The following is a 22,858-nucleotide window of genomic DNA, read 5'->3' as shown; positions in this document are numbered from 1 at the left end:
GCGGATGTGACAAAACCGATACCGACAAAATTTCTACATCCGGCACTTCATGATTTTGCTCGCTCGTTCGTCTTATTAACCAAGAGCGCTCATTTTTTTCCTGATCAGGCTCTGATAAGGAGTTTTTGCATGTACAACCCGCAAGTGCCCACGGATGGACATTCACCGGCTGCCGAGGCCAGTTTCGGCAACGGCGCACAAGCGTTCGGCAAAACGCCCGAACAGCAAGGCAACCAGCGTATCCGCCACCTGCTCAAGTGTTTTGGCTTGCGCACCAGCCTGATCCGGCTGAAGGTCATCGACGCCCTGCTCACTGCCGCCGACAACCAGCGCACCCTCGGGGTACGCGGCGTGCACAGCCATCTGCTGGAGCTGGGCATTCCGTTGTCGTTTCTCAGCGTGCGCGAGGTGCTCAAGCGCCTGTGCAGCGAGGGCGTGATCACCCTCAATGCGGATAAAAGCTACAGCCTCCATGAAGAGGCTGCCAAGGTGCTCGAAGGTCGCGCCTGATCGTCCTTAGAGCTTGACCTTGCGGCGCATGATGCCGTTGATCACCACCACGACCACTGCGACGGCAATGGCGATGGTCTGGAATGTCTTCTCACTGATAACCCCGGTGTTCTGCAAGTAGGACAGGCCAAACATCGTTGCCAGTACGGCCAGGGCAATCAGAATCGAATATTTCAAACGCTGCTTTTGTGTCATGACGGGTTCCTGAACCTGAAAAATAAAGCGTCGAACCTGCCCTGCGCGCAAGAGCGAACAGGTCCGACAGGCGCTCATGTTACAGGCGATGAAAAACTTTGGCTCGACCAATCAGCCGGCGTGCACCCAACGCTGGTGCAGCCAACGCGCCAACGCATCCAGCGCAAAGCCCAGCAACCCGATCAGCAACACCATCGCCATCAGCTCCGAATAAGCCAGACGATCACGGGTGTCGAGAATGTAATAGCCCAGCCCGGCACTGACCCCGAGCATTTCGCACGGCACCAGCACGATCCACAAGATGCCGATGGCCAAACGCACGCCGGTCAGCACATGCCCGACCACACCGGGAATGATCACCCGGCGCAAGGTCTCCCAGCGCGTCGCGCTCAGGCTGCTGCTCAGCTGCAGCCAGCGCGGGTCCAACTGGCGTACGCCGGCCGCGGTGTTGAGCATGATCGGCCACACGGCGGCAAACGCCAGCAGGAAATAGATCGGCTGGTCCCCGACCCCCATCAGCATCACCACGATGGGCATCCACGACAGCGGCGAGATCATGCGCAGGAACTGAAAGGCCGGCGTGGTCGCCGCTTCCAGCGTGCGCGAACGGCCCACCAGCAGCCCCAACGGAACGCCGACCAACAAGGCCAGGAACAACCCGACAAAGATGCGCTTCAGGCTCACCGCAATATGCACATACAGCTCACCGCGTCCCAGCAATTCCCACAGGCTACTGAAGGTGGCGGCGAGGGAAAATCGTGCAGACAATCCATCCGTCGCGCCAAACACCTTCACCCCCAGCCACCAGAGCAACAGCAACCCCGCCAAGCCACTCAACCCGAGCAACCAGCCCGGGATTTCACGGTTGTTCAAACGCCGATCTCCTCATGCCGCGCATAGCCGTCCGGCAAGCCAAAGGTCTTCATGCCGCCCACGGCCTCGATGGCGTTGCGCACGAAACGGTCGTCCACCAGGTCCTTGGCGACGAACGCCGGGTCGAGGTCAGCGAGGAATTTCTTATCACCCTCGATCAAGGTGTCTTTCAGGCGCCGCACCAGTTCCTCGGTGTAGCTGGGGAATGGGTACGGCTGGAAGTCGATGCGGTGCTCATCCCAATTCCCGTGTTGGATGGCACCGTCTACCAGGTAGGCGGCACGGTCGGCGGCAGCCGGCGCCAACACCTTGCTCAATACCGGCTCGGCATGCGGGGTGTAGCGGTTCGGGCCGTCCTTGGACAGCAGCTTCACCGCTTCTTCGCGGTTGTCGCGGGTCCAGACCTGCGCCTTGACGATGGCGTTCACCACCTTCTGCGACCACTCTGGGCGATTGATCAGGTCGTGTTCGTGCATGAACACCACGCAGCACGCGTGGTTGCGCCACACGTCGCCGGTAAAGCGCTGCACGCGGCCGACCTTGAGGTTTTCCGCCAGGGCATTGAACGGCTCAGCGACGATATAACCGTCGATGCGCTGGCTGGCCAGGGCCGGTGGCATGTCCGAAGGCGGCAACACGATCAGGTTGACCTCATTGGCCGCAATCGCACTGCCCGCCGCCCGCGCCACTGGCGTGAGGCCGTTGTCACGGAACAGTTGCTGCACCACCACGTTATGGATCGAGTACCAGAACGGAATCGCCACTGATTTGCCGCCCAGTTGCTTCACATCGGTGATGCCCGGTGCCACGGTCAGGCCGGAGCCGCCCACATGGTTCCACGCCACCACCTTGGCCGGCATCTTGCTGCCATAACGTGCCCACACGGTCATCGGCGACAGCAGGTGAATCACATTGACCTGGCCCGAGATAAACGCCTCGATCACCTGCGCCCAACTGCGCAGCAACACCGGGCGTTCGGCCTTGATGCCTTCGGCTTCGAACAGGCCGTTGTTGTGCGCCACCAGCAGCGGCGTGGCGTCGGTTATCGGCAGGTAGCCGATGCGTACCGGTGCATCCGGCTCGCTGGCGGCGCGGGCTTGCAAGCTGCTGAGCAGCGGCAAGGCACCGGCGGCGCTGAGTACGGCGGAAAGTTTGAGAAAGTCGCGGCGCGAATGGGACAGGTCATCCAGGCACATGGGCAGGCTCCAGCAAATCAAGGGGGTTGGATTGAGGGCGGCTCGCCTGCCGTAGGGTTTTAAGGATCTCGATACGCAGCGCGCCGATGGCTTCCACCTGTTCTTCGCGGGGTTGCGGCAGGTCAATCAGCCATTCGCCCAACGTCCGCGCCGGGCGGTTACCCAGTAGCAGGATGCGGTCGGACAGCAGCAGCGCTTCGTCAATGTCATGGGTGATCAGCACTGCCGCCGAGCCTTGCTCGCGGTTGACCTTGAGCAACAGGTGCTGCATATCGGCGCGGGTCACTTCGTCCAGGGCGCCGAAGGGTTCATCCAGCAACAGCACCTGGGGCTGGCGTGCCAGGCAGCGGGCCAACGCCGTGCGCTGGGCCATGCCGCCGGACAACTGCGCCGGGAAGTGCTGCCGCGCATGCTCCAGGCCGACGGCGGCGATGGCATGGTCGACGCGCTGGCGGCGCTCGTCAGCGCTCAGATGGGGTTGCCGGGCGAAATCCAGGCCGAAGGCAACGTTCTTTTCCAGGTTCAGCCAGGGCAGCAGGCTCGGGTCCTGGAAGGCTACCGCCACGCGTGGATGAGGACCGTTCAACGGCTCGCCCAGCACGCGCACACTGCCGCCCTGCGGTGCCTGCAAACCGGCGAGGACGCGCAACAGGCTGGACTTGCCCACCCCGCTGGGACCGAGGATCGACACCACTTCACCGGGTTGCAAGTGCAGGTCGAAGTGCTGCAACACCGGCCCGCTGGCATAGCCCAGGCAAATCCCCTGGGCACTCAATACGGCCGCTGTCATAGATTGGCCTGACGTTGCAGTTCAGTGCGCAATTGCACCAGGCTAGGGGTCACGATCGGCACAAACGCCGATTCACGCCAACGTCGCGCGAAACCACTGCCGTGGGCGGTGAGATAAGCCTTGCCGCCGCTGGCCTGCAACTCCAGCTGCACGGCGCTGGCGGCGGTCTCCGCCAGGGCGATGCGCAGCTTGAACAACGGCACCGGTTCGGCAGCAAAACGCCCTGCCAACAGGCCACTTTTCAAGTCGTTGACCTCATGGTCCAGGGTCACGCGCAGGGTTTCCAGCTCTTCGCGCAGCACCGTGCGTGTCGCGCCCAGGTGGTTGGCGACTTCCGCCAGGGAACGACGCGCCAACCCGATGGACATCCCGCACTGCAGGCCCAGGAACGCCGGGCGCACCGCCGGCAGGAATGTGCGCGCGTCTTCGTGCAGCAGCCAGTCGCGACTCAGCTCCACGCGTTCCAGATCCAGGGCCGCCGTATTGCTTGACTGCAAACCGAGCAATTCCAGGTCGCGAGAACGCTGCAAACCTGCCACCGAGTCCGGAATCGCCAGGATAAACGGCGCACCACCGCCCGCGTGCTCAATGGCCGCTGCCGCGACAAAACCGTTCTTGCGCAGGTTGGTCACCCAGTGCAGGCGGCCGTTGAGGGTCCAGCCGTCGTTGGACGGTTCGGCGCTGATCTGCAGCGACTCGATGCCCGACAAGAACTTCATCGCGTTGGACAACCCCGTCGCCCCCGCCAGCTTGCCGCTGAGCAAATCGGGCAGCAGCTGTTCACGCAGCCGCGCATTGGGACTCTGCAGCAGATACTCGATAAACGAGCGCTGGCCCCAGCACACGAATGCCGCCGCCAGGGAATGGCTGGCAACGTTGGCGATGGCCTCTACGGCGCCCGCCACATCACCGCCCAGGCCGCCCAGATGAGTCGGCACGCCGATGCGTAATACGTTGGCCTCTGCCAGCCGTGGCAGCACTTCCTGTGGATCGCAACTGCCCACGTCCAAGGCTTGCGCCTGGATGTCGAGCCAACGGCTCAAGATGGGGTCAAGCATTCCTGTTTCTCCTTTACAGCAGGTGGGCCAACTTCAACTTGCGGGCTTTTCCCAACGGTATTGCGCCAGCTCCGGGTTCAGTGGAGTACGAGCAAACACGTTAGCGAAGTTGCACAAGGTTGCCAGGCTGACGCCCAGAATCACTTCCAGGGCCTGGCCTTCGGTGTAACCGGCGGCGCGGAATGCGTCATAGCCCGCATCGCTCACATCACCCCGGGTGGCGATCACTTCACGGGTGAAGGCCGCCAGGGTTTCATAACGGGTATCGGGCAGCTCGCCACGTTGACGCAGGGCTTCGATGACGCTTTCCGGCAACTTGGCTTTGTTACGCGCGACGGCGGTGTGGCCGGCCACGCAGAAATCGCAACCGTGAGTGGTGGCGGCAATCAGTTGCACCACTTCGCGGTCGGCCAGGCCCAGTGCAGATTTGGCGTTCAAAGCGGAGACGGTGATGTAGGTTTCCAACGCGGCGGGCGCATTGGCCAGCACTGCCAGTAGATTGGGAATGAAACCCGAGCCTTTCAGTGCGTTTTCCAGCAAAGGCTTGGCCGCTTCCGGCGCAGTTTCAGGGGTGAGCAAGGGTACACGGGACATGGAGGCGTCTCCTGATGAGTTCGTGTATCCAGTCTGTTGGTTATAAAAAATCGCCTCAATAGTCTAAAGTAGCGATTACTTGCTCTTGAGTCTTTCCATTAGATGAATTCGTCCAGTGCACTTGTCGATTGGTTATTAGACAGCCTCGAACTCGACACCAGCCTGTTCCATGTGGGTCGTTATTGCGGCGACTGGCATGCCAGCACCCATGGCCTGGCGAGCGCGAGTTTCCACCTGATTGTGCAAGGCCAGTGCTGGCTGCATATCGACGGCGACGCCACGCCTCATCGCCTCGATAACGGCGATGCGGTGTTCCTGCTGCGCGACCTGGAATATCGCCTCTCCGGCGAGCCCACGGCGGCAAGCGCACAGGAATGCCCGCGCGTGCCCATGGTGCCCCTGGACAGTGCCGCCAGCGATGGCGTCGGCCTGGTGTGCGGGTTCTTTCACTTCCAGTCCGGTCTGTCGGCGATGATCGTCGACACCCTGCCCGCGTGGATCATCCTGCGGGCGGGCGATCCCTCGCTGACGGCCGCGCGCAACCTGTTCGAACTGATCCTGCAAGAATGCCAGCGCCTGCCTGCGCCCTCTTCGGCCTTGCTTGAACGGCTTTGCCACCTGCTGTTTCTGTATGTACTGCGCCAACAGGTGCTGGACAACAGCGAACTGGGCGGCCTGGCGGCACTGGGTCGGCAGCCGGCGTTTGCCGGTTTGCTGGAACAGCTGATCGCGCACCCGGCCGATGCCTGGACCCTGGAAAGCATGGCCGCTTGCACCGGGCTGTCGCGTTCGGCGTTTTTCAAGCGCTTCAATGAACTGTGCGGGCAGTCACCGGGGCAAGTGCTGCTGATGATGCGCATGCGTCATGCCTGCCAGTTGTTCAAGCAGGACCAGACGGTGGCGGATGTCGCGCTGGCCGTGGGTTATCAGTCGGTGGCGGCGTTTACCCGGGCGTTTCACAAGGTGACGGGGCAACAGCCTGGGGCCTATCGCAAGGCACAGGCTTAGCGGCGCAAGCCTGTGCCGGGAGCGGCGCAGAGTTCGACCAGCCAGTCCACAAACACGCGTACGCGTTGGGACAGTTGTCGGTGCGGAGGATACAGCGCCGTCAAGGCCATGGACGGCACGCCAAACCGGGGCAGCACTTCCACCAGCGTGCCTTGGGCCAGTCGCTGCCTGGCGTGATAGTACGGCGCCTGTATCAACCCGTAGCCCGCTTCGCAAGCGCAGAAGTAGCCGTCGGCGCTGTTGACCGCGACCACCTTTGGCAGGTTGAGCGTACGCAACTGGGAGGCGAGTAGAAACTCCAAGCCAAACCGTTTGCCGCTGGCGGCCGAGACGTATTCGACCATCTGATGGTGGGCCAAGTCGTCGAGCGTTTCGGCTACCCCCATACGCTCAAGGTAAGCGGGGCTGGCCAGGGTGATTTGATCCATCATCGCCAGCGGCCGCGCCACCAGTGAATCATCCAGCGCCAGGCCACCGCGCAGCACACAATCGACGCCTTCACGAATCAGGTCAACCGGCCGGTCATTCAAGCCGATTTCCAATTCAATCTGCGGATACAGTGCGGTGAACGTGGGCAGTGCGGGTATCACCAGAAAACGGCCGATGCCCGACGGCATATCAATGCTCAACGTGCCGCGTGGGTTCTGCCGACTCGCGGAAAACACCGCTTCAGTTTCTTCAAGGTCCGACAGCAATTGCACGCAGCGCTGGTAATACGCAGCGCCATCCAATGTAGGGCTGACCTGCCGCGTGGTGCGTTGCAACAGTTGCACCCCAAGGTGCGCCTCCAGTTGCTTGATCAGCACCGTCACCGAAGCGCGGGGCAGTTGCAGGCTGTCGGCGGCCTTGGCAAAGCCCCGCAGTTCGACGATCCGGGTGAACACGCGCATCGCGTTGAAACGGTCCAAGCGTCGGCTCCTTGAGCTGATTATTTAGAAATACCGAATAGTGTTAGTGCTTTTAGCCGGTTTATCCCGATTTTGTCGAGCGTGACAATGCAGGCCTTCCCAACCAGGAGCTCTCCCCATGCACACTCGTCCACTCGGTAACAACGGCCCACTCGTCTCCGCCATCGGCCTCGGCTGCATGGGCATGAGCGATTTCTACACGCCCGGCAGCGACACCCGGGAAGCCACTGCGACCCTGCACCGCGCGCTGGAACTTGGTATCAACTTTCTGGATACCGCCGACATCTACGGCCCGCACACCAATGAAGCACTGATCGGCAAAGCCATTGCCGGCAAACGCGACCAGGTGTTCCTGGCCAGCAAGTTCGGCATCGTGCGCGACCCGGCCAACCCGGCGCTACGTGGCGTCAACGGGCGCCCCGACTATATCCGCAAGGCGATTGACGGCACGCTGCAACGCCTCGGCGTGGACACCCTGGACCTGTATTACCAGCATCGTATCGACCCGCAGGTTGTCATCGAAGAAACCGTCGGCGCCATGGCCGAGTTGGTGCAACAGGGCAAGGTGCGTTACCTGGGCTTGAGCGAAGCATCCGCCGCGACCCTGGAGCGGGCCCACAAGGTGCATCCGATCAGCGCCCTGCAAAGCGAATATTCGCTGTGGAGCCGTGATCAGGAACACAACGGCTGCCTTGCCGCCTGCCAGCGCCTCGGCATTGCCTTTGTGCCTTATAGCCCGCTGGGGCGAGGGTTCCTGACCGGCGCCCTGCAAAGCCCGGATGACTTCAGTGCAGATGACTATCGCCGCTTCAGCCCGCGGTTCCAGGGGGAGAACTTCGGCAAAAACCTGGAACTGGTGAAGCAGGTGCAGGCACTGGCCGCCGACAAAGGCGTGAGCGCCGGGCAACTCGCACTGGCCTGGGTGTTGGCGCAAGGTAACTTCATCATTCCGATTCCTGGCACCAAGCAGCGCAAGTACTTGGAAGAGAATGTGGCCGCCCTCGCGATCCACCTCAACCCGGCCGAATTGGCGGCGCTGGAAGCGATTTTCCCCGTCGAGGCAACCGCCGGCCTGCGTTACCCGGAAGCGGTCATGGCCATGCTGGATATCTAAGCGAAGGAGCGCCCTCAACGGGCGCTTTTTTCTTGCACGATCGTACCTAAAGCTCTTCCTCGCCAAGCCGATATCCCGACGAAGCTCTAACAAAGCCGCGTCGGTCATAAATGCTTCGTAAGGACGACCCCATGCCCCCACTGCGCTCCATCCAAGCCCGCTATACCCTGTTTCTGGTGCTGTTCGTCCTGGTGTTATTTGTGTTGACCGTCGTGGGTATCGGCCAGTTGGTCGCGCCCACGCTGCGTCACACCGAAGAACAGGTGGTGCTCAACCGTATCGCCGAAGTAGCTGAACAGATTCAGGGCGAGCTGAACAAGGTTCAGTCCCAGCAACGCAGCATCACCCAGACGGTCCCGTTGCTTGACAGCGATGCCATCGACAAGGTCCTGCCTGGCCTGGTCGACCAGTATGGCGAGCTGAAAGTCTTCGGCGGCGGGATCTGGCCGCTGCCCAACCAGCGCACACCGGGGCGCAACAAGCACAGTACGTTCTGGCACCGCGATGCCTCGGGCAAACTGGCCGTCAACACCTTCTGGAACAGTGACCCTGCGCCCAACTATTACGACCAGAGTTGGTACAAAGGCGGCCTGGCCTCCCAGCGTGGGCAATGCGCTTGGGCCGCCGCTTACAAGGACGACGCCAGCCAGGAGCCGCGCACCAATTGCGCCATGGCGATCCAGCGCGACGGCGTGCCCTACGGCGTCGCCACCATCGACGTGACCCTGGGTTTCTTCAATGACCTGGTGGCCAGCAAAGAAAAAGACATCGGCGGGCAAATGCTGATCGTCGAGGGCGACGGCAAGATCATCAGCAACAGTTCGCGCATCAGCGGTCCGGTGGTGTTGAAAAACATCAGCGAACTCGCCGGAACCTCGGCGTTTGCTGCCCAAATCAGCAAGGCCCTGGGTAATCGAGACCAAGCGCTGCAACGCGGCGAATTCGACAACCAGGGCGTGGCCAGCACCTTCTACATGCGCCCCATCGGTGGCACGCCGTGGTTCCTCGCCACTGCCCTGCCCACCTCGCTGATCACCGCCCAACGCGATGACGTACTCGGCACCCTGGCCCTGCTGCAAATCCCCATGGTGTTGTTGCTGGTGCTGCTCGCGGTGTATGCGATCCGCCAACTGGTGCAGCGCATGAAGTCGCTGAAAACCAATATCGACGCGCTGTCTGCCGGCGATGCCGACCTGACGCGACGCATCACCATCCGTGCCGAAGACGAGCTAGGCGCGATTGGTCATTCGGTGAACCGCTTTATCGTCTACCTGCAGAACATGATTGGTGAAGTGACCCAGGCCACCGGCGCCATGTCGTCGAGCCTGGAGCAATTGCAACGGACCTCGGCGCACACCAACCAGATCCTGGTGCGACACGCCTCCGAGACCGACCAGACAGTCACCGCCATCACCGAAATGAGCTCCACCGCCGACACCGTTGCGCAAAACGCCGCCGAAACCGCCGCGTTCACTCAACGCGCCAATGAACATGCCGACCGTTCCCGCGTGGTGGTGGGTGAAGCGTCCACCAGCGTCAGCGCCTTGATCGGCGAAGTGTCCAGCGCCACCCACAGCGTGGAAAACATGCGCCAGGACGCTGCACGCATCACCGAAACCCTCGGCGTGATTGGTGCGATTGCCGGCCAGACCAACCTGCTCGCCCTCAACGCGGCGATTGAAGCCGCGCGTGCCGGCGAGCAAGGCCGGGGCTTTGCGGTGGTGGCCGATGAAGTGCGGGCGCTGGCGGCACGCACTCAGGCCAGCACCTCGCAGATCAACGACATGCTCACGCGTTTGACCGCTGGCGTCAGTTCCTCGGTGGCCGCCATGGAAAACACCCAGGCCAGTTGCCAGTCGGCGGCGGATGCCACGGCACGGGTAAACACCGGCCTGGATGAAATGGCCGGTTCGGTCAGCCATATCAACAACCTCAGCACCCAGATTGCCACCGCGGCCGAGCAGCAGAGCGCGGTGACCGAGGAGATCAACCGCAGCATGGTGCAGATCCGACAAATGGTCGAAGAGCTGGTACAGAGCGGCCATGCCACCGAAACCAATACCCAAAGCCTGCTGGAGGCGAATGGCCGGGTGATCGCTTTGATGGGTCGATTCAAGGTGCAGTGATAAACGGCTGAAACACTCCCGTGCAATGTGCGGGAGTGGGACTATTCTGACAGTTCCTAGTCGCAACACAGGAGGTGTGCCATGCGAGCTGCCGAGCAGTCGGTCCGTTTGGAGCGGATCAGTCAGGAACGCTTTATCCGAGCGCCTATCGAAGCCGTCTACGACTATGTGACCCAACCGGATCGCTGGCACGAATGGCATCCCACGTCCCTCAGTGCCGACACCGGCACCACCGGTTCACTGCCTGCCGGTGCACGGTTTACCGAGTTCATCGACCTGCTGGGGGTGCGCGTGCCCATGAGTTACCGCGTACAGATCGCCCGGCGCCCTGGCGAATTCAAGACGGTGTTCACCTCCCTGGCCGTGGATGGCTCCATTCATTACTTCCTGCTGCCCCATCAGGGCGGCACGCTGTTCAAGCGGGTGCTGACCTACGAAACCGAGCTGCAACTGGCCACTTTGCATGAGCGCATGATCGAGTTGTCGACCATTGCCCTGGACCAGTTGAAGCATCGCCTGGAAAACCCACCCTTCGTATAATTTGGAAACATTCCCAACCGGTAGGAGCTGGCTTGCCCGCGATGACGGCGTCATGATCGCCGCCATCCCAACGGCCCTCTCCTACACGCGAGTTCCTATGAAAACCACATTGCGCCTGGCTCTGCTGTCAGCCCTGTTCACTTCCACCCTGGCCCAGGCCGCCGACCTGATTCCCATCGACGTGCACCGCGACGCGAACTGCGGTTGCTGCAAAAAGTGGATCAGCCACCTGGAAAGCAACGGTTTCAAGGTCAATGACCATGTCGAAGCCGACATGAGCGCCGTCAAACAACGCCTGGGCGTGGCCCCGCGCCTGGGTTCGTGCCACACCGCCGTGATCGACGGCAAGTTGGTCGAAGGCCACGTGCCCGCCGAGCAAGTGCTGGCCTTGCGTAAACGCGATGACCTGTTGGGCTTGGCCGCGCCGGGCATGCCCATGGGCTCACCGGGCATGGAAGTCGAAGGCCGCAGCGAGGCCTATCAAGTCATCGGCCTGACCCGTGCAGGCAAAGATGTAGTGGTGGCTGAATACCCGGCGCAATGATCGCGGGCTACCTGGGGCTATTTTTCGCGGCCTTTGGCGCCGCCACACTGCTGCCACTGCAATCGGAAGCCGTGCTGGTGGGCCTGCTGCTCAGCGGGCATTACAGCCTCTGGTTGCTGCTGGGCGTTGCCACGCTGGGCAATGTGCTGGGCTCGGTGGTCAATTGGTGGCTCGGACGCTGGGTCGAGCATTTCAAGGGGCGGCGCTGGTTTCCTGTCAGTGACAAGCAGTTGGACAAGGCTCGTAACCATTACCAGCGCTGGGGCCATTGGACGTTGTTGCTCAGTTGGATGCCGATCATCGGTGACCCGCTGACCTTGGTGGCCGGGGTGATGCGTGAGCCGTTGTGGCGATTCCTGCTGTTGGTGACTTTAGCCAAAAGCGTCCGTTATGGGGTACTCGCTGCCGTGACCTTGCACTGGGTGTTAATCCCCAGTTAATCGTCCCGCAACAGCATCCGAACACCCTTCTCGGAGCCTTGCCAATGCCCCTGATCCGCGCTTTTTGCATCACCGGCCTGCTCGCCGTCAGCACCGCACCCGCCTTTGCCGCCAGCTACGGTCCCGAGCTGCAAGGCTTTGAATACCCCTACCCACTCAAGCATTTCGAATTCCAATCCCAGGGCAAATCCCTGCAGATGGGGTATATGGACGTGCCCGCCAAAGGACAGGCCAACGGCCGCAGCGTGGTGTTGATGCACGGCAAGAACTTCTGCGGTGCCACCTGGGAAGGTTCGATCAAGGCGTTGAGCGATGCCGGTTACCGAGTGATCGCGCCGGACCAGATAGGTTTTTGCAGCTCCAGCAAGCCTGACCATTATCAATACAGTTTCCAGCAGTTGGCGACCAACACCCATCAACTGCTGGAAAAACTCGGCATTCAAAAGGCCACCATCATCGGCCATTCCACCGGTGGCATGCTCGCCACGCGTTACGCGCTGATGTACCCCGAGCAGACCGAACAGTTGGCAATGGTCAACCCGATTGGCCTGGAAGACTGGAAGGCACTGGGCGTGCCCTCGCTCACCGTCGACCAATGGTATGCACGTGAGCTGAACGTCAGCGCCGACGGGATTCGAAACTATCAACTCAACACCTACTACGTCGGACGCTGGAAGCCCGAGTATCAGCGTTGGGTAGACATGTACGCCGGCCTGAGCAACGGCCCAGGGCATACCCTGGTCGCATGGAACTCGGCGTTGATTTACGACATGATCTTCACCCAGCCGGTGTACTACGAGTTCAAGAATCTGCAAATGCCCACGCTGCTGCTGATCGGCACGTCCGATAACACCGCCATCGGCAAGGACGTCGCGCCGCCGGCAGTCAAGGCCAAGCTCGGCGACTACGCCGTGCTGGGCAAGAACGTGGCCAAGCTGATTCCCCATGCCACCCTGGTGGAGTTCCCGGGCCTGGGGCATGCACCGCAGATGGAGGAACCGGCCCAGTTTCATAAAGCGCTGTTGCAGGGTTTAAACGCCCTTTAATCCAACCTTTTTCGAGGCACTCGTGAATGTCGGTACAGATCGCAGTGATTGATGATTGGCAGAATGTGGCCAGTGGCGTGGTGGATTGGTCAGTGCTTGAGGCCGTGGGCCAGGTGCATTTCCTTCACGATTACCCGGCGGACACCGCCACCATGATCGAGCGTTTGCGGGGCTTCGAGGTGATTTGCGTGATGCGCGAACGCTCCACCTTCGACAAGGCTCTGCTGCAAGGTTTGCCAAAGCTTAAATTGCTGGTCACCGGTGGCATGCGCAATGCGGCCATCGACATTCCCGCCGCCAAGGCGCTGGGCATCACAGTCTGCGGCACCGACAGCTATAAACACGCCGCGCCGGAATTGACCTGGGCGCTGATCATGGCGTCCACCCGCAATCTGCTGGCCGAGGCCAATTCCTTGCGCGCCGGCCATTGGCAGGTTGGCCTGGGCGGCGATCTGCATGGCAAGACCCTGGGCATTCTCGGCCTGGGCAGCATTGGCCAGAAAGTCGCGCAGTTTGCCCAGGTGTTCGGCATGCGGGTGATTGCCTGGAGTGAAAACCTCACGCCGGAACGCGCGGCGGAATCGGGCGTGACCTGGGTCAGCAAGCAGGCGCTGTTTGAACAGGCGGATATTCTTACCGTTCATCTGGTGCTTAGCGACCGCAGCCGTGGGCTGGTGGACGCCGAGGCACTGGGGTGGATGAAACCCAGCGCGCACTTGGTCAACACGGCCCGTGGCCCGATTGTGGATGAATCGGCGCTGGTGCAGGCATTGGAAAGCGGTCGCCTGGCGGGGGCGGCGCTGGATGTGTACGCCGAGGAGCCGCTCCCGGCGGATCACCCGTTCCGCCGCCTGTCGAACGTGCTGGCGACGCCGCACGTGGGGTATGTGAGCGATCAGAATTACCAACAGTTCTACGGCCAGATGATCGAAGACATTCAAGCGTGGGCCAAGGGAGCGCCCATTCGCGTGCTGGGCTGACGCACTCTTTCAGGGCATTCGCACTTTTTTGGCGAGCGGGCTTGTTGTGGCGAGCCCGCGTCAACCTGACATAAGGTTACAAGTTTTTTGTCCTACAAAATTTCCGTAGAAAGCCTACAAGCTCTAGGATCTGTCCTAGACTCATGACCGATGGGTCCGTTCGAAAACAAAAACCCCGCAAAAAATCGAAACTTTCCAACTCTGCCGTAGGTCCAGTTTTAAGGTAAGGCGAGCACCCGCGGTTCACGCGAAATGCCCGTCCATCCAATCTTTTTTGGCTAACCGTGCAACTGGCATACGCCTTGCCAGTTTGTACAGTGCTTGTGCGCCTGGCCGCAGGATGTGGCCATCGGAGCTAATGGCAGCGGGCCATTAGCCGACCAACATGTGGGAGAGAACTATGATCAGTGCCGCTGTAGATATTCAGGGAGAGCGTGTCAGTCAGCCGGTAGGGGGACCTTCGTTGGTCGACCTGCCCACCACTGTGCGGCCGATCGTGAGTCAGAATCCTAATCGCAAGAAAGTCCTGTTCGTGACCTCCGAATTTGCCGACTTGGTGAAAACCGGCGGCCTGGGCGATGTGTCCGCGGCCCTGCCCCGCGCCATGGCCCACCTGCACGATGTGCGGGTGCTGATTCCCGGTTACCCGCAGGTGATGGAAAGCGATAACCCGATCCATATCATCGGCGAGCTGGGTGGCCACGCCGCGCTGCCGCCGTGCAAGATCGGGCGCATGGACCTCAAGGACGGCCTGGTCATTTATGTGTTGATCTGCCCCGAACTGTACGAGCGCGAGGGCACGCCCTACGGCGCCAATAACGGCCGCGACTGGCCGGACAACCATATCCGTTTCGCCCGCCTGGGCCTGGCTGCCGCCGACATGGCCGCCAACCTCGCGCAGATCCACTGGTGCCCAGACCTGGTGCACGCCCACGACTGGCCCGCTGGCCTGGCGCCGGCGTATATGCACTGGCGTGGGTCACGCACACCGACGCTGTTCACCATTCATAACCTGGCCTATCAGGGCGTGATCAGTTTGGCTTCCACGCCGGAACTGGGCATTCCACCCCACGCCCTGCAGCAGGAAGGCATGGAGTTCTACGGCAAGATGTCGTACCTCAAGGCCGGCATGGCGTATTCCAGCCACATCACCACGGTGAGCGCTACCTACGCCCGGGAAATCACCACCCCGGAATTCGGCTGCGGCCTGGATGGCTTTCTTGCCAGCAAGACCCAGCAAGGCTTGCTCAGCGGCATTCCCAACGGCATTGAAGACAGCTGGGAAACCTCTACGGACCCGCACCTGACCCACAACTTCAACATCGGCGACTGGGAAGGCAAAGCGATCAACGCCAGCCAGGTGCGCGAGCTGTTTGGCCTGAGTGAATCCACCGGCCCGCTGTTCGCCGTGGTCTCACGCCTGGTGTTCCAGAAAGGCCTGGACCTGACCGAAGCCGTCGCCAGTTTTATCGTCGAGCAAGGTGGGCAGATCGCAATCATCGGTCGCGGCGAGCCGGAAGAAGAAAACGCCATGCGTGAACTGGCGCTGCGCTTCCCCGGCCAGATTGGTGTGCGCATCGGCTTCAATGAGACTGATGCCCGGCGCATGTTCGCTGGCAGTGACTTTTTGCTCATGCCGTCGCGCTACGAGCCGTGCGGCCTGAGCCAGATGTACGCCCAGCGCTTCGGCTCGCTGCCCGTCGCGCGCAATACCGGTGGCTTGGCTGACACCATCGAAAATGGCGTGACCGGTTTTCTGTTCAATGAATCCACGGTCGACAGCTACAAAGAAGCCTTGAGCCGCGCGTTCAAGGTGTTTGCCTACCCTGGCCTGCTCAATGCCATGCGCTGCCGGGCGATGACGCAACCGTTCAACTGGAGCCAGGCGGTGGAACCCTACGCCGAACTGTACGAGCAGCTTGTGGCCAAGGCCTTGGGGAAATCCGCTAAATAATCAACGGGAGGTCTCTATAGATGCCGTTACGGACTCTGGAAACCTGGCCCCACGGCGCAATCATGCTGGACGCGCAACACACGCGTTTTGCCTTGTGGGCGCCAGACGCGTTTTATGTCAGCGTTGAATTGGAAAATGGCAAGTCCGTCGCCATGCTGCCCCAGGCAGATGGCTGGTTTGAAACCGAAATAGCGTGCCCGGCGGGCACGCGCTACCGCTTCAATATCGATGGGGAGATGGATGTTCCCGACCCTGCCTCCAGGGCCCAGGCCTCGGATGTGCATGGCTGGAGCCTGGTGGTCGACCCCCTCGCCTATCCATGGCGCCACAGCCAGTGGCAGGGCCGTCCCTGGCACGAAGCCGTCATCTATGAACTGCACGTCGGCGCGATGGGTGGCTATGCCGGTGTCGAGAAGCACCTGCCGCGCCTAGCCGAGCTGGGCGTGACCGCGATTGAATTGATGCCGCTGGCGCAATTCCCTGGCGAACGCAATTGGGGCTATGACGGTGTCCTGCCCTACGCGCCCCAAGCCTCCTACGGCACGCCCGATCAACTCAAGCACCTGATCGACAGCGCCCACGAGCATGGCCTGGCGGTGATCCTCGACGTGGTCTACAACCACTTCGGCCCCGACGGCAACTACCTCGGCCAGTACGCCAAAGGCTTCTTCCAGGAAGACGTGCACACCCCATGGGGCGCCGGTATCGACTTTGACCGGCGTGAAGTGCGGGACTTCTTCCTGGATAACGCCTTGATGTGGCTGCTCGAATACCGTTTCGACGGCCTGCGCCTGGACGCGGTACACGCCATCGATAACCCGGACTTTCTGAAACAACTGGCGCACCGGGTTCGCGAGCAAGTCGACACCGGTCGACACGTCTGGCTGATGCTGGAAAACGAGCTCAATCAATCCAGCCTCCTGCAGCACGATTTTGACGCGCAATGGAATGATGACTTTCATAACGTCCTGCACGTACTGCTGACCGGCGAAACCGACGCCTATTACAGTGATTTTGCCGAGGAGCCTACCGCCAAACTGGCGCGTTGCCTGGGTGAAGGCTTTGTCTACCAGGGGCAGACCACCCGGCATGGCCATGAACGCGGCGAACCCAGCGGGCACCTGCCGCCGAGCGCGTTTGTGGCGTTTTTGCAGAACCATGACCAGATCGGCAACCGCGCCCTGGGCGAGCGCCTGCATCAACTCTGCTCGCCCCAGGCTTTAGAGGCGGCAACGGCCCTGCTGCTGCTCTCGCCGATGATCCCGATGATGTTCATGGGCGACGAGGTCAACGCCAGCGAACCGTTCCTGTTTTTCACTGACCATCACGGCGAGTTGGCCGAAGCGGTACGTGAAGGACGGCGCAATGAGTTTGCTGACTTCGCCGCGTTCAAGGACCCGGAACGACGTGAACGCATTCCCGATCCCAACGACGCGACCACCTTTGAACAATCGGCCCCGTCGTTTACCGACAACCCGCATGGCCGGCTCTACCGCCAACTACTGAACCTGCGCCACCAGCATATCGTGCCGCACTTGCCCGGCAGCCTTGCCTTGGGCGCGCAGGTGCTGGCGGAAGGTGCCGTGAGCGCCCGCTGGCACCTGGGCAACGGCAGCCTGTTGCAGATCGATCTCAACCTGAGTGCCGCGCCGCTGGATTACCCGGCGACCGGCGCCGTCCTTTTCGAAACGCCTGCCAACCTCAGCGCCCAGCTGCCGGCGAACAGCGCACGCGTTACCCTATCCCCTGTTGGAGAGCACCCTTGAGCGAAGCGAACCTGGAAATCCTCGCCAGCCGAGCGGGCCTGGCCGTCGATTGGATCGACGCAAACGGCCGCCCGCAACGTGTGAAACCCGACGCCCTGCGCGCCGTTCTCAAAGGCCTGGGCCACCCGGCCGACAGCGATGCCGAGATCGACGCCAGCCTGCTCGAACTGGAACAGGCGCAACACGACAAACACCTGCCACCCTTGATGACCATCGACAGCGGCGAAGGCCTGGACCTCGCCCGTTACTTTGAGCCGGACACCCTGTGCCGGGTCAGCCTGGAAGATGGCGAAACCCTCGACTTGCGTCTGGATGGCGACGCCGTATTACCCGGCGTCATCGCCCTCGGTTACCACCAGGTGCATATCGCCGAGCAGACCTTCACTTTGGCCGTCGCCCCCACCCACTGCTACAGCGTGGCCGAGGCCGTCGACAGCCGCCCCGCTCGCGCCTGGGGCCTCAGCGCGCAACTGTATAGCCTGCGCCGCCTGGGTGATGGCGGCTTTGGCGACACCCTGGCCCTGGAACACTTGGCCCGTTCGGCCGCCGAGCGCGGTGCCGACGCCCTGGCCATCAGCCCGATGCACGCCATGTTCAGCGCCGACACCGAGCGCTACAGCCCGTATTCGCCGTCGAGTCGTTTGTTCCTCAACAGCTTGTACGCCTCGCCCGGTTGCATTCTAGGGGAGCGCGAGGTGCGCAACGCCATCGAAGCCCTCGGTCTGACGGACGAGCTGCACGACCTGGAACAACACAGCCTGATCGACTGGCCCACAGCCGCCAAGGCCAAGCAGCGACTGTTGCGAGCGTTGTACGAAGACTTCCGCCACGGCCAGCATCCACAACACGCCGACTTCCTGAGTTTCCGCCAAGCCGGTGGTGAAGCGCTGGAAAATCACTGCCGCTTCGAAGCCGTGCAGGCCGTGCGCGCCGCCAAGGGGGAAGACCTCGACTGGCGCCACTGGCCAGAAGACTGGCGCAACCCGCAGAGCCCGACACTCGCAGCATTTGCCGCAGAAAACCCGGATGAGATCGGCTACTTCGCCTTTAGCCAATGGCTGATCGCCCGTTGCCTGGAACGCGCGCAACAAGCGGCCCGTGGCAGCGGCATGGGCGTCGGCTTGATTGCCGACCTGGCCGTGGGCGCTGACGGCGGTGGCAGCCAGGCATGGAGCCGTCAGGACGAGCTGCTCGCGGACCTGACCGTGGGCGCGCCACCCGACATTCTCAATCGCGCAGGTCAGGGCTGGGGCATCTCCGCGTTCTCGCCTGAAGGCCTCAAGCGCAACGGCTTCCGTGCCTTTATCGAAATGCTGCGCGCGAACTTCGCCCATGCCGGTGGCCTGCGTATCGACCATGTGATGGGCCTGCAACGCCTGTGGGTGATCCCCATGGACGCTTCGCCGCGTGAAGGCGCCTACCTGTATTACCCGGTGGAAGATCTGTTGCGCCTGCTGGCCCTGGAATCCCATCGCCACCACGCCATCGTGCTTGGTGAAGACCTGGGCACGGTGCCGGACGGCCTGCGCGAAAAACTCATCGCCCGCTCGATCCTCGGCATGCGCGTGTTGCTGTTCGAGCAAAACCACGAGGGCCAATTCAAGCCGATCCTCGACTGGCCGGACAATGCCCTGGCCACCACCAGCACCCACGATTTGCCGACGCTCAACGGCTGGTGGCACAGCCGCGATATCGACTGGAACATCCAGCTCGGCCTGATCGACGCGCCCACCGTGGAGCAATGGAGCGAACACCGCCTGCGCGAACGCCAGGCACTGCGCCAGGCCTTGAGCCAGGACCCGCAGAACTTCGTTGAAGAAATCCGCAATGAAACCGACCACATGATCGACGCCAGCGTGCGCTACCTCGGCCATACCCGTGCGCCGTTGGTGCTGTTGCCGTTGGAAGATGCGCTCGGCGTTGAGGAGCAGGCCAACCTGCCCGGCACCACCGACACCCACCCCAATTGGCGCCGCCGCTTTGTGGGTGAGGCCTCCAGCCTGCTCGACAACGCCGGTGCCGCCCGCCGCCTCGAACTGTTGGCCGTCGCGCGCAACCAAGCCTATGAGCGTGACCGATGAACGCACTGCCCCTGCGCGCGACCCAGCGCCTGCAATTCCACAAAGGTTTTACCCTGGATGACGCGGTGCCCCTGGTGCCCTACTTTGCACGCCTCGGCATCAGCCACCTGTACGCTTCGCCGCTGCTCAGCGCCCGCGCCGGGTCCATGCACGGCTACGACGTGGTCGACCCCACCCGCGTCAACCCGGAACTGGGTGGCGAAGCTGCCTTGCGCCGCCTGGTTGCCGCCTTGCGTGAACACGGGATGGGCCTGATCCTGGATATCGTCTCCAACCATATGGCCGTGGGCGGTGCGGATAACCCTTGGTGGCTGGACCTGCTGGAATGGGGGCGCATGAGCCCCTACAGCGAGTTCTTCGATATCCAGTGGCATTCGCCCGACCCCTTGCTCAAAGGCCAGTTGCTGATGCCGTTCCTCGGCAGCGATTACGGCGAAGCGTTGCAGAGCGGCAGTGTGAGCCTGAAGTTCGATGCGACCCATGGCGCGTTCTATGTCGAGCATTACGAGCATCGCTTTCCGATCTGCCCACGGGACTACGCGACGATCCTGGGCAGCGATGAGTTGCTCAAGCCATTGTCCGACCGCTTCAGCGCCCTGGCCTATCAGGACGACGCTTACCATGAAGCCGCCTGGCTCAAACAGGCCCTGGCCGAACGGGCCACTGAGGACGAAGTGCGCCAGGCCATCGACGCACAACTGGCGACCTTCGACTTCGACCGCCTGCACCAACTGCTTGAACAACAAGCTTATCGCCTCGCCAGCTGGCGCACCGCAGCGGACGATATCAACTGGCGGCGCTTCTTCGATGTCAATGAACTGGGCGGCCTACGCGTAGAACGCACGGCGGTGTTCGAGGCCACCCATGGCAAGATTTTCGAACTGATCAGCGAAGGCTTGGTGGATGGCCTGCGTATCGACCATATCGACGGCCTGGCCGACCCGCGCGGGTATTGCCGCAAGCTGCGGCGCCGGGTGGATTCGTTGTCACCGCAGCGGCATCTGCCGATCTTCGTGGAAAAAATCCTCGGCGAAGGCGAAACCCTGCGCGAAGACTGGCAAGTGGACGGCACCACCGGCTACGAATTCATGAACCAGCTGTCGCTGCTGCAACATCACCCCGACGGCTTTGAGCCATTGGCCCAATTGTGGACCAGTCACAGCGAACGGCCTTCGGCGTTCATCGAGGAGGCGCGGCTGGCACGTCAGCAAATCCTTAACGGTTCCCTCGGCGGCGACTTTGAAAGTGTGGCCCAAGCCCTGCTGCAAGTAGCCCGCGACGATGTGATGACCCGCGACCTGACCCTAGGCGCCATCCGCCGCGCCTTGCAGGAACTGATCGTGCACTTCCCGGTGTACCGCACCTACATCAGCGCACGTGGCCGCAGCGACGCCGACGACCAGGTGTTTCAACACGCCATGGACGGCGCGCGCACCACCTTGGGCGAAGGCGACTGGCCCGTACTCGATCACCTGGAAAAATGGCTGGGCGGCCAGCCCTGGCGCAATCGCCCGGTGGGCCGCGAACGCAAGATCCTCAAGCACGCTTGCGTGCGTTTCCAGCAACTGACCTCCCCCGCTGCCGCCAAGGCCGTGGAAGACACTGCGTTCTATCGCTCGGCGGTATTGCTGTCGCGCAATGACGTGGGCTTCAGCACCGAACAGTTCAGCGCGCCATTGGCCGACTTCCATGCCGTCAACCAGCAGCGCTTGCAGACCTTCCCCGACAACCTGCTGGCCACCGCCACCCATGACCACAAGCGCGGCGAGGACACCCGCGCGCGCCTGGCGGTGTTGAGTGAATGCGCGCCGTGGTTTGTTGAGCAGGTGGAACACTGGCGCACCCTGGCCGCCCCGTTACGGACCGACACTGCGCCCTCACCGGGTGATGAATTGATCCTCTATCAAGTCTTGCTCGGCAGTTGGCCGCTGGATCAGGGCACCGACTTTGACGGCTACCAGCAGCGCCTGTGGCAGTGGCAACAAAAGGCCCTGCGCGAAGCCAAGTTGCAGAGCAGCTGGAGCGCGCCCAACGAAGCCTATGAACAAGGTGTCGAAGCATTCCTTTCACGGCTATTGCTCAGTGAAGAAGGCCACGCACTACGCACCGCCATTGGCAATGCCGCTCAGGCGATTGCCCCGGCCGGCGCGCTGAATGGCCTGGCGCAATCCTTGCTTCGCATGACCGTACCGGGTGTACCGGACTTGTACCAGGGCGATGAGTTCTGGGACTTCAGCCTGGTCGACCCGGACAACCGCCGCCCGGTGGATTACAGCGCACGGCAAAAGGCGCTGGCGACCCCACCGGACATCGGCGAACTGTTGTTCAACTGGCGCGACGGGCGTATCAAACAGGCGTTGATTGCCCAGGTGCTGGCCTTGCGCAAGGCCCAGCCTGACCTGTTCCGCAGCGGCACCTACACGCCGCTGGAAGTGGTCGGCGCACACGCCGAACGGGTGGTCGCATTCAGCCGCGAACATCACGGTAAACGCTTGCTGGTGGTGGTGCCACGCTGGCCCCATTACCTGCTTGAAAACGGTGTGCATCCCCAGATCAACGCGCAGGTTTGGGGCGATACACGGGTAAAATTACCGTTCGCCGCCACAACGCAAAACTGGAAGGGACTTTTTCATACAGGCGCAGTCACACCAGACAAGGAGCTGTTGGTTAGCGCTGCCCTGGGGGATTTCCCGGTCAATGTCTTTATCAATCCTGATGATCAAGAAAGCTGAAAATTTTCTGTGAGGAGCATTGTGATGAGTACTGAAGACAAACGCATACGCGAACTGGCGCATCAGATCTGGGAGTCGGAGGGCAAACCCCATGGTGAAGATGCACGCCACTGGGAGATGGCGCGCAAACTGGCAGAAGCCGAAGCGCTGACGCCGAGCAAGCCCAAGGCAGCCGCCAAGCCCAAGGCCAGCGCCCCCAAGCCGCCGGCGAAAGCCAAACCCGCGGCACCTGCGGCCAGCAAGCCGGCGCCACCGGCCGCTAAAAAACCACCGGCGCCCAAAAAGCCCAAGCCTTGACCCCTCGCCTCTTGTCGGCGCTGTCGGCAAGAGGTGATTTTACCTTCCAGACTCTCAGCTGAAATTTCGTCAGCACGGCCGCATTCGGCCCGAAAAAAGACCCTTG

21 protein-coding genes and 1 pseudogene are annotated in these 22,858 nt (G+C 62.0%); 15 read left to right on the top strand and 7 right to left on the bottom strand.

Annotation, left to right across the window (positions count from 1 at the left end; all coding sequences use genetic code 11):
- The first annotated feature begins 129 nt into the window (after positions 1–129).
- Entirely contained in the window at positions 130–510 is a 381-nt protein-coding gene (locus ACP7EW_RS22380; protein WP_033903021.1) for a fe2+ zn2+ uptake regulation protein, read from the top strand.
- Positions 511–516: 6 nt separating this feature from the next.
- Here ACP7EW_RS22380 and ACP7EW_RS22375 read toward each other — a convergent pair whose 3' ends face one another.
- The 6 genes from ACP7EW_RS22375 to ACP7EW_RS22350 all read right to left on the bottom strand — a co-directional run bounded on the left by ACP7EW_RS22375 (position 517) and on the right by ACP7EW_RS22350 (position 5,216).
- Positions 517–705 (bottom strand): hypothetical protein, encoded by a 189-nt coding sequence (locus ACP7EW_RS22375; protein ID WP_010210250.1) that lies wholly within the window; start codon positions 703–705, stop codon positions 517–519.
- Positions 706–816: 111 nt separating this feature from the next.
- The gene (locus tag ACP7EW_RS22370) at positions 817–1,563 is read right to left on the bottom strand and encodes an ABC transporter permease (protein WP_426220299.1); all 747 of its coding nucleotides are present in this window, start codon (positions 1,561–1,563) and stop codon (positions 817–819) included.
- Between the two features lie 11 nt (positions 1,564–1,574).
- Entirely contained in the window at positions 1,575–2,774 is a 1,200-nt protein-coding gene (locus ACP7EW_RS22365) for an ABC transporter substrate-binding protein (RefSeq protein WP_426219796.1), read from the bottom strand.
- Positions 2,761–3,564 carry an ABC transporter ATP-binding protein gene (locus ACP7EW_RS22360; protein ID WP_314526337.1) on the bottom strand — a complete coding sequence of 268 codons (804 nt, stop codon included), beginning with the start codon at positions 3,562–3,564 and terminating at the stop codon, positions 2,761–2,763. The genes ACP7EW_RS22365 and ACP7EW_RS22360 overlap by 14 nt, the downstream gene beginning before the upstream one ends.
- Positions 3,561–4,622 (bottom strand): acyl-CoA dehydrogenase family protein, encoded by a 1,062-nt coding sequence (locus ACP7EW_RS22355; RefSeq protein WP_426219793.1) that lies wholly within the window; start codon positions 4,620–4,622, stop codon positions 3,561–3,563. Before ACP7EW_RS22355 ends, ACP7EW_RS22360 begins: the two co-directional genes overlap by 4 nt.
- Before the next feature lie 33 nt (positions 4,623–4,655).
- Complete coding sequence (locus ACP7EW_RS22350) at positions 4,656–5,216, bottom strand: carboxymuconolactone decarboxylase family protein (RefSeq protein WP_426219791.1); 561 nt, start codon at positions 5,214–5,216, stop codon at positions 4,656–4,658.
- A 102-nt stretch (positions 5,217–5,318) separates the two neighbouring features.
- Here ACP7EW_RS22350 and ACP7EW_RS22345 point away from each other — a divergent pair, with 102 nt between their 5' ends.
- Positions 5,319–6,224, top strand: coding sequence for an AraC family transcriptional regulator (locus tag ACP7EW_RS22345; RefSeq protein ID WP_016978064.1), 906 nt, complete (start codon positions 5,319–5,321; stop codon positions 6,222–6,224).
- Here the strand turns inward: ACP7EW_RS22345 and ACP7EW_RS22340 are convergent.
- A complete protein-coding gene (locus ACP7EW_RS22340; protein ID WP_426219788.1) occupies positions 6,221–7,132 on the bottom strand; it encodes a LysR family transcriptional regulator in 912 nt (303 codons plus the stop codon). The genes ACP7EW_RS22345 and ACP7EW_RS22340 overlap by 4 nt on opposite strands.
- A gap of 118 nt (positions 7,133–7,250) precedes the next feature.
- Here ACP7EW_RS22340 and ACP7EW_RS22335 point away from each other — a divergent pair, with 118 nt between their 5' ends.
- From ACP7EW_RS22335 to ACP7EW_RS22275, 13 genes and pseudogenes are all read left to right on the top strand, one after another.
- A complete protein-coding gene (locus tag ACP7EW_RS22335; protein WP_426219786.1) occupies positions 7,251–8,246 on the top strand; it encodes an aldo/keto reductase in 996 nt (331 codons plus the stop codon).
- Positions 8,247–8,356: 110 nt separating this feature from the next.
- Positions 8,357–9,511, top strand: a pseudogene (locus tag ACP7EW_RS22330) (cache domain-containing protein); the annotation flags it as partial.
- 15 nt (positions 9,512–9,526) lie between these two features.
- Positions 9,527–10,372, top strand: coding sequence for a methyl-accepting chemotaxis protein (locus ACP7EW_RS22325; RefSeq protein ID WP_426220297.1), 846 nt, complete (start codon positions 9,527–9,529; stop codon positions 10,370–10,372).
- Positions 10,373–10,453: 81 nt separating this feature from the next.
- Entirely contained in the window at positions 10,454–10,912 is a 459-nt protein-coding gene (locus ACP7EW_RS22320; RefSeq protein WP_033903032.1) for an SRPBCC family protein, read from the top strand.
- A 97-nt stretch (positions 10,913–11,009) separates the two neighbouring features.
- Entirely contained in the window at positions 11,010–11,456 is a 447-nt protein-coding gene (locus tag ACP7EW_RS22315) for a DUF411 domain-containing protein (RefSeq protein ID WP_426219784.1), read from the top strand.
- Entirely contained in the window at positions 11,453–11,896 is a 444-nt protein-coding gene (locus tag ACP7EW_RS22310; protein ID WP_061437094.1) for a YqaA family protein, read from the top strand. Before ACP7EW_RS22315 ends, ACP7EW_RS22310 begins: the two co-directional genes overlap by 4 nt.
- A 44-nt stretch (positions 11,897–11,940) precedes the next feature.
- Positions 11,941–12,942, top strand: coding sequence for an alpha/beta fold hydrolase (locus ACP7EW_RS22305; RefSeq protein WP_426219781.1), 1,002 nt, complete (start codon positions 11,941–11,943; stop codon positions 12,940–12,942).
- 26 nt (positions 12,943–12,968) lie between these two features.
- A complete protein-coding gene (locus ACP7EW_RS22300; protein WP_426219779.1) occupies positions 12,969–13,922 on the top strand; it encodes a D-2-hydroxyacid dehydrogenase family protein in 954 nt (317 codons plus the stop codon).
- Positions 13,923–14,322: 400 nt separating this feature from the next.
- The gene (gene glgA, locus ACP7EW_RS22295; protein ID WP_426219777.1) at positions 14,323–15,876 is read left to right on the top strand and encodes a glycogen synthase GlgA; all 1,554 of its coding nucleotides are present in this window, start codon (positions 14,323–14,325) and stop codon (positions 15,874–15,876) included.
- 20 nt (positions 15,877–15,896) lie between these two features.
- Complete coding sequence (gene treZ / locus ACP7EW_RS22290) at positions 15,897–17,642, top strand: malto-oligosyltrehalose trehalohydrolase (protein ID WP_426219775.1); 1,746 nt, start codon at positions 15,897–15,899, stop codon at positions 17,640–17,642.
- On the top strand, positions 17,639–19,723 hold the full coding sequence (malQ, locus tag ACP7EW_RS22285) for a 4-alpha-glucanotransferase (protein WP_426219772.1): 2,085 nt from the start codon (positions 17,639–17,641) through the stop codon (positions 19,721–19,723). The genes treZ and malQ overlap by 4 nt, the downstream gene beginning before the upstream one ends.
- The gene (locus ACP7EW_RS22280; protein ID WP_426219770.1) at positions 19,720–22,455 is read left to right on the top strand and encodes a malto-oligosyltrehalose synthase; all 2,736 of its coding nucleotides are present in this window, start codon (positions 19,720–19,722) and stop codon (positions 22,453–22,455) included. The genes malQ and ACP7EW_RS22280 overlap by 4 nt, the downstream gene beginning before the upstream one ends.
- A 24-nt stretch (positions 22,456–22,479) precedes the next feature.
- The gene (locus ACP7EW_RS22275; protein WP_033896523.1) at positions 22,480–22,752 is read left to right on the top strand and encodes a DUF2934 domain-containing protein; all 273 of its coding nucleotides are present in this window, start codon (positions 22,480–22,482) and stop codon (positions 22,750–22,752) included.
- The last annotated feature ends 106 nt before the right edge of the window (positions 22,753–22,858 follow it).

The organism is Pseudomonas sp. DWRC2-2, assembly GCF_049897885.1.
Lineage (GTDB): Bacteria > Pseudomonadota > Gammaproteobacteria > Pseudomonadales > Pseudomonadaceae > Aquipseudomonas > Aquipseudomonas azotoformans_A.
Note: the sequence above shows the minus strand (reverse complement) of the source record. Positions and strands in the feature narration are given on the sequence as shown.

Bases quoted from the DNA above. Each gene is read 5' to 3' on its own strand.
- ACP7EW_RS22315 (WP_426219784.1), top strand. From the start codon at position 11,010: ATGAAAACCACATTGCGCCTGGCTCTGCTGTCAGCCCTGTTCACTTCC.
- ACP7EW_RS22355 (WP_426219793.1), bottom strand. From the start codon at position 4,622: ATGCTTGACCCCATCTTGAGCCGTTGGCTCGACATCCAGGCGCAAGCC.
- ACP7EW_RS22380 (WP_033903021.1), top strand. From the start codon at position 130: ATGTACAACCCGCAAGTGCCCACGGATGGACATTCACCGGCTGCCGAG.
- treZ (WP_426219775.1), top strand. From the start codon at position 15,897: ATGCCGTTACGGACTCTGGAAACCTGGCCCCACGGCGCAATCATGCTG.
- ACP7EW_RS22325 (WP_426220297.1), top strand. From the start codon at position 9,527: ATGATTGGTGAAGTGACCCAGGCCACCGGCGCCATGTCGTCGAGCCTG.
- ACP7EW_RS22320 (WP_033903032.1), top strand. From the start codon at position 10,454: ATGCGAGCTGCCGAGCAGTCGGTCCGTTTGGAGCGGATCAGTCAGGAA.
- ACP7EW_RS22275 (WP_033896523.1), top strand. From the start codon at position 22,480: ATGAGTACTGAAGACAAACGCATACGCGAACTGGCGCATCAGATCTGG.
- ACP7EW_RS22375 (WP_010210250.1), bottom strand. From the start codon at position 705: ATGACACAAAAGCAGCGTTTGAAATATTCGATTCTGATTGCCCTGGCC.
- ACP7EW_RS22300 (WP_426219779.1), top strand. From the start codon at position 12,969: ATGTCGGTACAGATCGCAGTGATTGATGATTGGCAGAATGTGGCCAGT.
- ACP7EW_RS22305 (WP_426219781.1), top strand. From the start codon at position 11,941: ATGCCCCTGATCCGCGCTTTTTGCATCACCGGCCTGCTCGCCGTCAGC.
- ACP7EW_RS22360 (WP_314526337.1), bottom strand. From the start codon at position 3,564: ATGACAGCGGCCGTATTGAGTGCCCAGGGGATTTGCCTGGGCTATGCC.
- ACP7EW_RS22345 (WP_016978064.1), top strand. From the start codon at position 5,319: ATGAATTCGTCCAGTGCACTTGTCGATTGGTTATTAGACAGCCTCGAA.
- ACP7EW_RS22365 (WP_426219796.1), bottom strand. From the start codon at position 2,774: ATGTGCCTGGATGACCTGTCCCATTCGCGCCGCGACTTTCTCAAACTT.
- ACP7EW_RS22310 (WP_061437094.1), top strand. From the start codon at position 11,453: ATGATCGCGGGCTACCTGGGGCTATTTTTCGCGGCCTTTGGCGCCGCC.
- ACP7EW_RS22335 (WP_426219786.1), top strand. From the start codon at position 7,251: ATGCACACTCGTCCACTCGGTAACAACGGCCCACTCGTCTCCGCCATC.
- glgA (WP_426219777.1), top strand. From the start codon at position 14,323: ATGATCAGTGCCGCTGTAGATATTCAGGGAGAGCGTGTCAGTCAGCCG.
- ACP7EW_RS22350 (WP_426219791.1), bottom strand. From the start codon at position 5,216: ATGTCCCGTGTACCCTTGCTCACCCCTGAAACTGCGCCGGAAGCGGCC.
- ACP7EW_RS22280 (WP_426219770.1), top strand. From the start codon at position 19,720: ATGAACGCACTGCCCCTGCGCGCGACCCAGCGCCTGCAATTCCACAAA.